This is a genomic window from Burkholderia sp. MSMB1498, assembly GCF_001526245.1.
Taxonomy (GTDB): domain Bacteria; phylum Pseudomonadota; class Gammaproteobacteria; order Burkholderiales; family Burkholderiaceae; genus Burkholderia; species Burkholderia savannae.
This window is the reverse complement of the sequence record NZ_LOYJ01000080.1, coordinates 26030-38085: the sequence shown is the minus strand read 5'-3', so window position 1 is coordinate 38085 and position 12056 is coordinate 26030. Positions and strand designations below refer to the sequence as shown.

General features: G+C 69.9%; 11 protein-coding genes. 4 read left to right on the top strand and 7 right to left on the bottom strand.

Annotated elements, in window-relative coordinates:
- Positions 1 to 23: 23 nt before the first annotated feature.
- Entirely contained in the window at positions 24 to 1703 is a 1680-nt protein-coding gene (locus WS91_RS17675; protein WP_038748524.1) for an isovaleryl-CoA dehydrogenase, read from the bottom strand.
- 237 nt (positions 1704 to 1940) lie between these two features.
- Between WS91_RS17675 and WS91_RS17670 the strand changes: the two genes are divergently transcribed.
- Complete coding sequence (locus WS91_RS17670; RefSeq protein ID WP_059670708.1) at positions 1941 to 3584, top strand: GMC family oxidoreductase; 1644 nt, start codon at positions 1941 to 1943, stop codon at positions 3582 to 3584.
- A 36-nt stretch (positions 3585 to 3620) separates the two neighbouring features.
- Here the strand turns inward: WS91_RS17670 and WS91_RS17665 are convergent, their stop codons facing one another.
- From WS91_RS17665 to fliF, 6 genes are read right to left on the bottom strand one after another with little or no spacing between them, the layout of a single operon-like run.
- Positions 3621 to 5039 (bottom strand): flagellar hook-length control protein FliK, encoded by a 1419-nt coding sequence (locus tag WS91_RS17665; protein ID WP_059583817.1) that lies wholly within the window; start codon positions 5037 to 5039, stop codon positions 3621 to 3623.
- Positions 5040 to 5078: 39 nt separating this feature from the next.
- Positions 5079 to 5543 carry a flagellar export protein FliJ gene (gene fliJ / locus WS91_RS17660; protein WP_038748519.1) on the bottom strand — a complete coding sequence of 155 codons (465 nt, stop codon included), beginning with the start codon at positions 5541 to 5543 and terminating at the stop codon, positions 5079 to 5081.
- Positions 5544 to 5548: 5 nt separating this feature from the next.
- Entirely contained in the window at positions 5549 to 7120 is a 1572-nt protein-coding gene (gene fliI, locus WS91_RS17655) for a flagellar protein export ATPase FliI (protein ID WP_059670707.1), read from the bottom strand.
- On the bottom strand, positions 7114 to 7797 hold the full coding sequence (fliH, locus tag WS91_RS17650; RefSeq protein ID WP_038748514.1) for a flagellar assembly protein FliH: 684 nt from the start codon (positions 7795 to 7797) through the stop codon (positions 7114 to 7116). Before fliH ends, fliI begins: the two co-directional genes overlap by 7 nt.
- Positions 7790 to 8785, bottom strand: coding sequence for a flagellar motor switch protein FliG (fliG, locus tag WS91_RS17645; protein ID WP_038748513.1), 996 nt, complete (start codon positions 8783 to 8785; stop codon positions 7790 to 7792). The genes fliH and fliG overlap by 8 nt, the downstream gene beginning before the upstream one ends.
- Positions 8775 to 10574 (bottom strand): flagellar basal-body MS-ring/collar protein FliF, encoded by a 1800-nt coding sequence (gene fliF / locus WS91_RS17640; RefSeq protein WP_059583820.1) that lies wholly within the window; start codon positions 10572 to 10574, stop codon positions 8775 to 8777. Before fliF ends, fliG begins: the two co-directional genes overlap by 11 nt.
- A gap of 248 nt (positions 10575 to 10822) precedes the next feature.
- Here fliF and fliE point away from each other — a divergent pair, with 248 nt between their 5' ends.
- From fliE to WS91_RS17625, 3 genes are all read left to right on the top strand, one after another.
- Positions 10823 to 11167: a flagellar hook-basal body complex protein FliE gene (gene fliE, locus WS91_RS17635; RefSeq protein ID WP_059670706.1), complete on the top strand. Its 345-nt coding sequence runs from the start codon at positions 10823 to 10825 to the stop codon at positions 11165 to 11167.
- Positions 11168 to 11295: 128 nt separating this feature from the next.
- Positions 11296 to 11730, top strand: a complete 435-nt coding sequence (gene fliS / locus WS91_RS17630) for a flagellar export chaperone FliS (protein ID WP_059670705.1) — start codon at positions 11296 to 11298, stop codon at positions 11728 to 11730.
- On the top strand, positions 11727 to 12053 hold the full coding sequence (locus WS91_RS17625) for a flagellar protein FliT (RefSeq protein ID WP_038748505.1): 327 nt from the start codon (positions 11727 to 11729) through the stop codon (positions 12051 to 12053). Before fliS ends, WS91_RS17625 begins: the two co-directional genes overlap by 4 nt.
- The last annotated feature ends 3 nt before the right edge of the window (positions 12054 to 12056 follow it).

Sequence of the window (12056 nt, the reverse complement as noted above, 5' to 3'; positions counted from 1 at the left end):
GTGCGATACGGGTGCGGCCGGCTTCAGGCCGGGAACGCCCGCTCGATGAGCGCGGCGTGATCGATGGTGGCCGGCAGCGTGCCGAATACGCGTCCGGTTTCGCTGCTGGCGTGGCCCAAGCGCGTGGCGGCGAACGCCTCGGCGACGGCGGACGGCCCGTCGCGCAGCAGCAGCGAGGCCTGCGCGACGAGTGCGATGCGTTGCGCGATCCGGCGCGCGCACGCTTCGCGTTGCTCGGGTTCGAGGGACAGCGCGCGCGTCAGTTCCGCGAGCGCGTCGGCAAGCGGCGCGCTGCGCTTCGCCGCGTCCCGCCATTCGTCGAAGAGCGCGGCGGCCGCGTCGGGCTCGCGCTCGATCGCGCGCAACACGTCGAGGCACATCACGTTGCCCGAGCCTTCCCAGATCGAATTGACGGGCGCTTCGCGGTAGAAGCGCGCCATCGGCGCGGTCTCGACGTAGCCGTTGCCGCCCCATACTTCCATCGCTTCGCCCGTGAACTCGAGCGTGCGCTTGCAGACCCAGAATTTCGCGGCCGGCGTGACGATGCGGCGCCAGCCGCGCGCGAGCGGCGAGCGCGCGGCCGCGTCTTCTTCGAACGCGTGCGCGAGCCGCATGAAGAGTGCGGTCGCCGCTTCGGATTCGAGCGCGAGATCGGCGAGCACGTTGCGCATCAGCGGCTGATCGGCGAGCGCGCGGCCGAACGCGCTGCGATGCCGCGCGTGATGGATCGCCTGCACGAGCGCCGCGCGCATCAGCGCCGCGCTGCCGATCACGCAATCGAGCCGCGTGTAGTTCGCCATCTCGATGATCGTCGGCACGCCGCGCCCTTCGTCGCCGATCATCACGCCGTACGCGTTCAGGAACTCGACTTCGCTGCTCGCGTTCGAGCGGTTGCCGAGCTTGTCCTTCAGGCGTTGCACCTGCACCGCGTTCTTGCCGCCGTCGGGCGAAAAGCGCGGCACGTAGAAGCACGAGATGCCCGCGTGTTCGGACGTGCGCGCGAGCACGAGATGCGCGTCGCATTGCGGCGCGGAAAAGAACCATTTGTGGCCGACGAGCCGATACGCCCGGCCGCGCCCGCCCGCGTCGAGCGGATACGCTTGCGTCTCGTTGCTGCGCACGTCGGAGCCGCCCTGCTTTTCCGTCATGCCCATGCCGACCATCATCGAGCGCTTGTGCGGCAGCGGCACGTCGCGCGCGTCGTGCTCGCGCGAGTAGAGCTTGTCGCGCAGCGTCGCAAAAAGGGCCGGTTCGCGTTGCAGCACCGGAATGCTCGCGAACGTCATCGTGAGCGGGCAGAGCGAGCCGGATTCGAGCTGCGCATGCAGGAAATAGCCGGCGCAGCGCGCGGCCATCGCGCCCGGCCGCGGCTCGGAGAACGGCAGCGCATGCAGTCCTTCGCCGCGCAGCAGCGCGAGCAGCCGGTGCCAGCTCGGATGAAATTCGAGTGCGTCGATCCGCTCGCCGCGCGGGCTGTGCGTCGACAGTTCAGGCGCGTGCCGGTTCGCGAGATCGGCGAGCGCGAGCGTATCGGGCGTCGTCAGCGCGGCGCCGTCGCGCGCGAGCGCCGTTCGATGCCAGCTCGCGCCGTACCGTTCAACGGCCTCGACGAGCGCGGCATCTGTTTCAAACGCGTTGTAATCGTGAAGCGGCGGCGCCTGGTTCGTCACCCGGTGCGTCGCCGTCAAAAGGTCCTGCTGCATGCCTTTGTCTCCCATTTCGCGGGGCCCGGCTTCTCTGTCGGCCGCGTCCTCCGCGCGAGGCGAATCCGGTCATCTTAAATTTAGTTCACGCCGACGTTTAGAGGAATCGCTCTTGAGTCGGGATGTCCCGGCTCGTTTTGCGTTCCTAAAATGCGCGAACATTACAAGCCAGAATCCGGCTGTCTCGAGTGCGATTCCAGCCGCCGTTGCGTGGACGAAAAAACAGGGAGACGTGACATGCAGTACGACTACATCATCGTCGGTGCCGGATCGGGCGGCTCGAGCCTCGCGGGGCGTCTGGCCGATGCGTGCCCGGATGCGACGATCGCGCTGATCGAAGCGGGCGGCCACACCGAACGCAATCTGCTCGTCAACATGCCGGTGGGAATCGCCGCGCTCGTGCCGTTCAAGCTCGGCACGAACTACGGCTACGAAACGGTGCCGCAACCGGGCCTCGGCGGACGCCGCGGCTATCAGCCTCGCGGCCGCGGGCTCGGCGGCTCGAGCGCGATCAACGCGATGATCTACACGCGCGGCCATCCGCTCGACTACGACGAATGGGAGCAGCTCGGCTGCACCGGCTGGGGGTGGCGCGACGTGCTGCCGTATTTTCGCCGAGCGGAGGGCAACGCGCGCGGCGCGAACGAATGGCATGGCGCGGACGGTCCGCTCACGGTGTCCGATCTGCGCTTCCGTAATCCGTTCTCCGAACGATTCATCGCCGCCGCGCACGAGGCCGGCTATCCGCTGAACGACGACTTCAACGGCGAGAATCAGGAAGGCGTCGGCTTTTATCAGGTCACGCATCGCGACGGCTCGCGCTGCAGCGTCGCGCGTGCATACGTGTACGGCCGCACGCGGCCGAACCTGCACGTGATCGTCGACGCGACGGTGCTGCGCGTCGCGTTCGACGGCAAGCGCGCGACGGGCGTCGAGATTTCGCGCGGCGGGCGCGGCGAGCTACTCGGCGCGCGAGCGGAAGTGATTCTGTCTGCCGGTGCGTTCAATACGCCGCAATTGCTGATGTGCTCGGGCGTCGGCCCCGCCGCGCAGTTGCGCCGCCACGGCGTTGCGCTCGTGCACGACGCGCCCGACGTCGGCGAAAACCTGATCGACCACATCGATTTCATCGTCAACAAGCGCGTGAATTCGCCGGAGCTCGTCGGCATCTGCCTGCGCGGGTTCGCGAAGATGACGCCCGCGCTGTTCAGCTATCTGGCGAGGCGCGAAGGGATGATGACGAGCAACGTCGCCGAGGCGGGCGGCTTCATCAAGAGCGAGCCCGGGCTCGATCGCCCCGATCTGCAACTGCACTTCTGCACGGCGCTCGTCGACGACCACAACCGCAACATGCACTGGGGCTTCGGCTATTCGCTGCACGTGTGCGCGCTGCGGCCGAAGAGCCGCGGCAACGTCGCGCTCGCGAGCAGCGATGCGCGCGTCGCGCCGCTCATCGATCCGCGCTTCTTCAGCGACGAGCGCGATCTCGATCTGCTCGTGCGCGGCGCGAAGGCGATGCGCACGATCCTGTCGGCCGCGCCGCTCGCGTCGCAGGGCGGGCGCGAGCTGTACACCGATCCGAACGACACCGACGCCAAGCTGCGCGCGGCGATCGTCGCGCACGCGGACACGATCTATCACCCGGTCGGTACTTGCCGGATGGGCACCGACGCGCGCGCGGTCGTCGATCCGCAATTGCGCGTGAACGGGGTGGAGGGATTGCGGGTCGTCGACGCGTCGGTGATGCCGACCCTCATCGGCGGCAACACGAACGCGCCGACCGTGATGATCGGCGAGCGCGCGGCGGATTTCATCGTGGCCGCGCGCAAGGGGCAGGCCGCACCCGCTCGCGAGCGGATCGCGGCGGCGCACGGCGGCTGATGCGCGCCGCCGCGCGAAAGGCCGCCGGCGCGGCCGTCAGGCGAACGTGTCGACCAGCCCGACGCTGCGTTGCGTCGCGCCGCTGGACGGCGTCGCTGCGAGTTCGCCGAGCGCGGCGTCGGCCGTCGACGCGCCGGGCGCGCGTCGCGTCGCGGCTCCGTCCGACGATTGTCGTTGCGGGGTCTGCTGCTGCGCGGACGCGAAGCCGCCGTCGCTGACGCTCGCGCTGCCGAGCCCGAGTCCGCCCGCTTCCATCGCTTCGCGCAGCTTCGGCAGCGCGGCCTCGATCGCGTCGCGCACTTGCGCGTGCTGCGACACGAAGAGCGCGTGCGCGTGGCTGTCGGCCACGCGCAGCACGACTTGCAGCGGCCCGAGATCGGGCGGATTCAACGTGAGCTCCGCGCTCTGCTGATGCGCGTTCGACAGGAACACGACCTTCTGGCTCAACGCGTCCGTCCAGTCGGGCGTGCCGACGGGCGGCGCGAGCGCCGCGGCGGCGGCCGCGCCGGCGCTCGCGTTCGTGGCGAGCGCCGCCGGCGCGGCCTGTTGCAGCGCGGCCGGCGCGCTCGAAGCCGCGAGCGTCGCGCGCGCGGAATCGGCCGCGTCCTGCAGCGCGGCGAGCGCGCCCGACGCGTCCGGCTGCGCGGCGTTCGTCGCCGCGATCGCGATTGCCGTCGCCGGGTTCGCGCCCGACACGTCGGCGAACGCCGCTTGCGCGGCGGGGGCCTTCGCGCCGGCGAGCATCTTGTCGAATGTGGCGCCGTTCGCGGCAAGCGGCGCGGACGCGTTGCCCGTGCCCGCCGATTGCGCGCCTTGCGCCGCCGTCGCGCTCGCCTGGCCGGCGCCCGTGAGCTTGCCCAGCGCCGCGTTCAGCGCGTCGCCGATCGATTGCTGCGCGCTAGCGGGCACGGACGAATCGGCGTCGCCCTGCGGGGCGGCGTTCGTCGCGGGCGAGGTCGACGGATGGGCGACGGCGCCCGCTTGCGCGGCCGCCGCGTCGGCGGCCGTCTGCACCGCCTGCGCATCGGGGCGCGCCTGCAGTTGCGCCTGCAGCGACGCGGCCGCGGCGAGCGCGGCGGCGTTGGCCGATGCCGATTGCGTCGCGGTGTCGTCGTCGTCCTGATCGTCAGGTTTTCCCGATCCTTTCGCGTTGCCCGTGCTCGCCGCCGCCTGCGCGCTCGCGCCGGAGGCCGACGCGCTCGCCGCGTTGCTCGCCGAAGCATTCGTCGCGGCGTTCGCCGCGTTGCCGGCGCTCTGCGCGCATGCGCTCGAATTCGCGTTCGCCTGACGCTGCGTCTGCACGCTTTGCTTGAGCGTTTGCGCGAACGGCGCATCGCCGGGCGACGCAGACGGCGCGTTCGACGCGCCGGACGCGTTCGCCGAAGAACCGGACGACGACTTGACCATCGTGCTCGCCGCGCCGAGCAGCAAACCGATCAGGGGAAGAGGAGGCATGTCGGATCTCGTGTTCGGGTTCGATGTGCGGCGCGGCGCTTACTTCGCCGCTTCCTTCGCCGCTTCCGCGCGCATGCGCAGCACCTTCGCCGCGTGCTCGTCGGCGTCGCGCTGCTCGCGTTTCGCGGCGTGTTTCGCTTCCTGCTGCGCGCCGCGCGCCTGCAGGATTTCGTACGAGCCGAGCGTGCGTTTCTTCGCCTGCCACTCGGGGCGCGCCGCTTCGATGCGCGTCTGCGCGGCGGCGACGACGCGCCGCTGCTGGTCGATCGCCGCGTCGAGCGTGTCGAGGAACGCCTGGAAGTTGCGGCAGTTGCCGGCGGGCATGCCCGATTGCGCGGATTCGGCGAAGCGCACGCGGTATTCGTCGCGATAGCGCAGGAGCGCGTCGAGCTGCGTCTGCGCGTCGGTGCGCTCGTGCTGCGCGCGGCCGAGCTGCTTGGTCGCGGCGTCGAGTTCGTCCTGCGCGCGCTCGAGCAGGAGCTGAAGGGGAAAGGTTTGGGCCATGGCGTTCAGCCTCCTTCGGATTCGAACAGCGCATCGAGCGCGGCGAGGCTCGGCGCGTATGGCGCGCATTCGCGAAAGCCCTGCTGCAGGAACGATTCGATGCGCGGGTACAGCGCAACCGCACGGTCGAGCTGCGCGTCGCGTCCCGCCGCGTACGCGCCGACCGCGATCAGGTCGCGGTTGCGTTGGTAGCGCGACAGCATTTGCTTGAACTGGCGCACGCGGTCGAGGTGCGCGTCGTCGATCAGCGCGGTCATCGCGCGGCTGATCGACGCTTCGATGTCGATGGCCGGATAGTGGCCGGCTTCCGCGAGCGAGCGCGACAGCACGATGTGGCCGTCGAGAATCGCGCGTGCGGAATCGGCGATCGGGTCCTGCTGGTCGTCGCCTTCGGTGAGCACCGTGTAGAACGCGGTGATCGAGCCGCCGCCTTGCGGCCCGTTGCCGGTGCGCTCGACGAGCGCGGGCAGCTTGGCGAACACCGACGGCGGATAGCCTTTCGTCGCGGGCGGCTCGCCGATCGCGAGCGCGATCTCGCGCTGCGCCATCGCGTAGCGCGTGAGCGAATCCATCAGCAGCAGCACGTGCTTGCCCTGATCGCGGAAATACTCGGCGAGCGTCGTCGCGTAAGCGGCGCCCTGCATCCGCAACAGCGGCGACACGTCGGCCGGCGCGGCCACGACGACCGAGCGCGCGAGCCCGTCCTCGCCGAGGATCTGCTCGATGAACTCCTTCACTTCGCGGCCCCGCTCGCCGATCAGGCCGATCACGATCACCTCGGCGCTCGTGTAGCGCGCCATCGTGCCGAGCAGTACCGATTTGCCCACGCCCGAGCCGGCGAAGAGGCCCATCCGTTGGCCGCGCCCCACGGTCAGAAGCGCGTTGATCGCGCGCACGCCGACGTCGAGCACGTGATGGATCGGTTCGCGATCGAGCGGATTGACCGACGGCGCGGTGAGCGGCGCGTCGACCTTCGACGCGAGCGGCCCGAGATTGTCGAGCGGGCGGCCCGACGCGTCGACGACGCGCCCGAGCATCTCCCGGCCGACGGGCAGGCGCTTGGCGCCCGCGAGCGGATCGGCGACGGGCGCGGTCTCGAGCGGCCACACGCGCGCGCCGGGCAGCACGCCCGCGACCGCGGTGGTCGGCATCAGGAAGAGGCGCTCGCCCGCGAAGCCGACGACTTCGGCTTCCGCATACGGCAGCGCGCTGCCCGCGGGCAGCTCGATCGTGCATTCGGCGCCCACCGACAGCCTCAGTCCGATCGCTTCGAGCACGAGGCCCGCTGCGCGGGTGAGGCGTCCGCACGGGCGCAGCGGCAGCGCGCGCGCGTTGCGCTCGCGGATGCCGTCGAGATGGGCGCGCCAGTGCGCGAGATGCGGATTGGCGAGCGCCGCGCGCGACGTCGCGGGGCCCGCCGCGAGCGGGCGGTGGTGAGGGGGCTGGGCGAGCGCGCCGTCGCCGATGTCGCGCGCGGCCGCGTCGCCGTGCTCGGGGCCGCGCGACGCGAGCGCGAGCTCGCGCTCGAGCGCATCGAGTTCGTCGCGGCCGAGCGCGCCGGATGCGTTGCTCACCATGCGCTCACCTTGCCGAGCGCGGCCGCGACGCGCTCCCAGCGGGTCGTGAGCGTCGCGTCGATTTCGCCCGTCGATGCGTGCGCGCGGCAGCCGCCGCGCTCGACGGCCGCGTCGGTGCGCACGCTCCAGCCGAGCGCGTCGAGCTCGTCGTCCAGATAGGCTTCGACGACGGGCAGGTCCGCGGGATTCACGATCAGATGCGGTGCGCCCGCGAGCGCGGGCTCCGCGGCGAGCACCTCGCGCGCGGCCGCGATCAGCGCGGCCGGATCGTGCTGCACGTGCTGGCGCACGACCTGCTGCGCGATCTCGAGCGCGAGCGTCGCGATGTCGTCGGCGAGATCGCGCTCGACGCCCGCGAGCGCGTCGCGAAACGACGCGGCGAGCGCGGCGAGCGCGGCGCTCGCCGCGCGCGCTTCGGCCTGGCCTTCGTCGAAGCCCTTCGCGCGCCCCTGTTCGTAGCCGGCCTGATAGCCGAGCGCCTGGCCTTCGACGTGGCCGGCGGCGATCCCTTCCGCGTGCGCGGCGTCGCGCACGCGCTGCAGTTCGGCGGCGAGTGCGGCGGCCGCCGCCGCGCCGCCGTCGTCGGGCGGCGCGGGCGGCGGCGGATCGAACGAAGCCATCTCCCACCGCTGATACGCGGTGACGGGCTTGCTCGACGCGCTCGTGCGATCAGACATATGCGTCTTCCGCCTTGCCGCCGATCACGATCTGGCCGCTCTCGGCGAGGTTGCGCACGACCTGCAGGATCTTGCGCTGCTGCGTCTCGACTTCGGACACGCGCACCGGGCCGCGCGCGTCGAGATCCTCGGCGAGCAGCTCGGCCGCGCGCTGCGACATGTTCGACAGGAACTTCTGCCGCAGCGCGGGCGGCGCGCCCTTCAGCGCGACGATGAGCGCCTCCGATTCGACTTCCTTGAGCAGCAGCTGGATCGCGCGGTCCTCGAGTTCGAGCAGGTTCTCGAACACGAACATCTGGTCGATGATCTTCTGCGCGAGATCGGGATCGTATTGCTTGACGTTCTCGAGCACGGCTTCCTCGTGCACGCTCGTCATGAAGTTCAGGATCTCGGCCGCGGTGCGGATGCCGCCCATCGGCGCGCGCTTCAGGTTGTCGCTGCCGGACAAGAGGCCCGTCAGCACGTCGTCGAGCTCGCGCAGCGCGGTCGGCTGGATGCCGTCGAGCGTCGCGATCCGCAGCAGCACGTCGTTGCGCAGCCGCTCGGTGAAGCACGACGCGATCTCCGACGCCTGGTCGCGATCGAGGTGCACGAGGATCGTCGCGATGATCTGCGGGTGCTCGTTCTTGATGAGCTCGGCCACGGCCGCCGAATCCATCCACTTGAGCCCTTCGATCCCGCTCGTGTCGCTGCCTTGCAGGATGCGGTCGATGAGCACGCCCGCCTTGTCCTCGCCGAGCGCCTTCGTCAGCACCGAGCGGATGTAGTCGTTCGAATCGAGCGACAGCGCGGTGTGCTTCTCCGCTTCGTGCACGAAATCGTTGAGCACGCCCTCGACCTCTTCGCGCGTGACGTTCTTGAGCGAGGCCATCGCGGCGCCGATCTTCTGCACTTCGCGCGGCGCGAGGAATTTGAATACCTGCGCGGCCTCTTCCTCGCCGATCGACATCAGCAGGAGCGCGCTCTTGTTCAAGCCTTCAGCGTTCATCGGACACCCAGTTCTTCACGACGGTTGCGACGATCTTCGGATCTTGCCGCGCGATCGTGCGCGCGTAGTCCAGATTGCGTTCGTAGCGGTTCTTCTCGCTTTCGAAGGCGAGGAGGGCCGGATGCTCATCGTCCTCTTCGGCAAGCTGTTTCTTGTCGGGGCTCGGCAGGCCGTCGAGCGCGATCGCGTCGTCCGGGCCGTTGAGCGCCGCAACCGCGGCCGCCGCCGGCTGCTCGGCGGGCGGCGGGAACGCGCGGCGCAGCGCCGGGCGCACGAACATGAAGTAGAGCGCGGCGGCCGCCGCGGCGACGCCCAGCCACTTCGCGATGTCCTTGCCGAGCTCGATCATGTCGGGCTGGCGCCACCACGGCAGGTTCGCGAACGGGTCGACCGCCGCCGAGAACGTGCTGTTGACGACGTTCACCGAATCGCCGCGCTTCTCGTCGTAGCCCATCGCGTCCTTCACGAGCTGCTGGACCTGAGCGAGCTTGTCCGCGGTGAGCGGCTGCATCGTCACGTGGCCCTTCGCGTCGGTGGCCGGCTGATAGTTGACGACGACCGCGACGGACAGCCGCTTGATCGTGCCCATCGATTGCTCGACGTGACGCACCGTTCGGTCGAGCTCGTAGTTCGTCGTCGAATCCTTGCGATCGCTGACGGGCGTCGCAGCCGGGCCGGCCGGCTGGCCGTTGCTCGCGACGATCGGCGCGGACGCGGGCTGCGGCGGCGTGTTCGACAGCGCGCCCGGCACGCCCGACGCGCCGCTTTGCGCGAGCTCGGTCGCGGAGCTCGTCTGCTGGCTGCGGATCGCGGCCTGCTGCGGCGCGCCGTTCGGGCCGTAGCTCTCCGAGGTCTGCTCGATCTTCGAGAAGTCGACGTCGGCGCTCACCTGCGAGCGCGCGTTGCCGGCGCCGAAGATCGGCGCGAGGATCGCGTCGATGCGCTTTTGCGTGTTGCGCTCGATCTGCTGCACGTACTTGAGCTGGCTCGCGTCGAGGCCCGTGGCCGACGCGGTCTGCGTGAGCAGGTTGCCGTCCTGGTCGACGATCGTCACGTTCTTCGCGGGCATGTCGGGCACGCTCGACGACACCATCCGCGTGACGGCGAGCACCTGCCCTTCGTCGAGCACGCGGCCCGGATACAGATCGACGAGCACCGACGCCGACGGCGCTTCGCGCTCGCGCACGAACACCGACGGCTTCGGAATCGCGAGATGCACGCGCGCGGCGCGCACCGCGTTGATCGATTCGATCGTGCGCTGCAGCTCGCCTTCGAGCGCGCGCTGATAGTTGACCTGCTCGGCGAACTGGCTGATGCCGAATTTCTGGTTGTCCATCAGCTCGAAGCCGACCGAGCCGCCCTTCGGGAGCCCCATCGAGGCGAGCTTCAGACGCGTTTCGTGAACCTGGTTCGCGGGCACGAGGATCGCGCCGCCCGCGTCGGCGAACTTGTAGGGAACGTTTGCCTGCTGGAGCGCGGTGATGATCGCGCCGCCGTCGCGGTCGGACAGGTTGCTGTACAGCACGCGGTAATCGGGCGCGCGGCTCCAGAGCACGAGCGCGACGATCGCGGCGACGGCGAGCGCCGCGCCGATCAGGAACGGCAGGCGCGGATTCGTCTTCATCCGCGAAAGTCCGGGAATGCGCTCGGCGAAGCCGCCCAGGCCGAAATCCGCGCCGCCCGCCGCCGCGCCCGGCAGCGCGCCCGCCGCGGCCGCGGCTTGCGGCGGCGCGCCCGCAAGGCTCGAACGGGCGTCGGGATTGATCAGCGAGTTGGCCTGCGAGTCCATGCGTCGAGTATCTCCACTGCGGGCTGAGTGCCGGCTCGGCAGAGCAGGCGGACATTGACACGATGCGATTATCCGCAGTGCGGTCAAGCGCGATCGGCCGAATAGAGCGGGGTTTCGCCCGTACTTCTGCGTCTTTCGCCTTCGGGCCGCTGCTATGCTTTTTCGCAATCCGGCCCTTGCAACGCTCGCGGGAAGCCGGAGTTCCCCCCCGCCGGGCCCTCGCGGCCCGGCTCTTTTGCGGAGATCCCATGGTTGCCCCCGTCAACGGAATCGCTTCGGCGCTGCAACAAATGCAGGCGATGGCCGCGCAGGCCGCGGGCGGAGCGGCGAGTCCGACGGCGGCGCTCGCCGGCTCCGGCGCGGCGAGCGCCGGCTCGTTCGCGAGTGCGATGAAGGCGTCGCTCGACAAGATCAGCGGCGACCAGCAGAAGGCGCTCGGCCAGGCCCAGGCGTTCGAGCTCGGCGCGCAGAACGTGTCGCTCAACGACGTGATGGTCGACATGCAGAAAGCCAACATCGGCTTCCAGTTCGGGCTCCAGGTCCGCTACAAGTTAGTGAGCGCCTACAACGAGATCATGCAGATGTCCGTCTGACGGATCTCTCCGCGCGTCATTTTTCTAAAGCTTTCGGGCTTCCTTACCGATAACGTCGGTACAAGCCCGCGCCGTGCCGTGCACGGGGCGGTGATACCGGATCGAATGCACCAAAGAGGAGGAGCGCCATGTTCACCCCAGGACACGCTGGAGCCAGTGCCTATGCGCGCGTCGGCGTCGAAACAGGGGTGATGGGCGCATCTGCGCATCGGCTCATCGCGATGCTTTACCAGGGCGCGCGCCAGGCGATCGCGCTTGCGCGGCTGCATTTGCAGCAAGGCAACGTCGCCGCGCGCGGCGAGGCGATCGGCAAGGCCATCCGCATCGTCGAGAGCGGCTTGCAGCAGTCGCTGAACCTCGAAGCCGGCGGCGAGATCGCGTCGCGTCTCGACGCGCTTTACACGTACATCTGCCGGCGTCTGCTGCAGGCGAACGTCGACGCGAGCGAGCCGCTGCTGATCGAGGCCGACGGCCTGCTCGCGACGCTCGAGGACGCGTGGACGGGCATCGGCCCGGAGGTGGCCAGGATGACCGCGCAAGCCGCAACGGAACAGTCGCGATGAACCGGAAGACCGAATACTTTGCCCGCTACGAAGCGATCGCCGACGTGTCCGGGCGGATGCTCGTCGCGGCCCGCAATGCGGCATGGCATGCGATGGGCGGGCTGCAGGAGGAGTATCTGCGGCTTGTCGACGGGCTGAAAGAGGCTGAGCAGGGCGTCATGCTCGACGATGCGGAGCGCACCCGCAAGTTCGAGCTGATCCGCCGCATCCTCGCCGACGACGCCGCGATCCGCGATCTCGCGAGCCCGGAGGTCGCGCGGCTGTCCGCGTTCATCCGCGCGGGCCGCTCGACGCTGAACGACCTGTACCGGGCGCGCGGCTGAACG

What these genes read in the sequence shown, in the direction of transcription:
- WS91_RS17675 (WP_038748524.1), bottom strand. Translation starts at nt 1,703, where the DNA reads ATGCAGCAGGACCTTTTGACGGCGACGCACCGGGTGACGAACCAGGCG.
- WS91_RS17670 (WP_059670708.1), top strand. Translation starts at nt 1,941, where the DNA reads ATGCAGTACGACTACATCATCGTCGGTGCCGGATCGGGCGGCTCGAGC.
- WS91_RS17665 (WP_059583817.1), bottom strand. Translation starts at nt 5,039, where the DNA reads ATGCCTCCTCTTCCCCTGATCGGTTTGCTGCTCGGCGCGGCGAGCACG.
- fliJ (WP_038748519.1), bottom strand. Translation starts at nt 5,543, where the DNA reads ATGGCCCAAACCTTTCCCCTTCAGCTCCTGCTCGAGCGCGCGCAGGAC.
- fliI (WP_059670707.1), bottom strand. Translation starts at nt 7,120, where the DNA reads ATGGTGAGCAACGCATCCGGCGCGCTCGGCCGCGACGAACTCGATGCG.
- fliH (WP_038748514.1), bottom strand. Translation starts at nt 7,797, where the DNA reads ATGTCTGATCGCACGAGCGCGTCGAGCAAGCCCGTCACCGCGTATCAG.
- fliG (WP_038748513.1), bottom strand. Translation starts at nt 8,785, where the DNA reads ATGAACGCTGAAGGCTTGAACAAGAGCGCGCTCCTGCTGATGTCGATC.
- fliF (WP_059583820.1), bottom strand. Translation starts at nt 10,574, where the DNA reads ATGGACTCGCAGGCCAACTCGCTGATCAATCCCGACGCCCGTTCGAGC.
- fliE (WP_059670706.1), top strand. Translation starts at nt 10,823, where the DNA reads ATGGTTGCCCCCGTCAACGGAATCGCTTCGGCGCTGCAACAAATGCAG.
- fliS (WP_059670705.1), top strand. Translation starts at nt 11,296, where the DNA reads ATGTTCACCCCAGGACACGCTGGAGCCAGTGCCTATGCGCGCGTCGGC.
- WS91_RS17625 (WP_038748505.1), top strand. Translation starts at nt 11,727, where the DNA reads ATGAACCGGAAGACCGAATACTTTGCCCGCTACGAAGCGATCGCCGAC.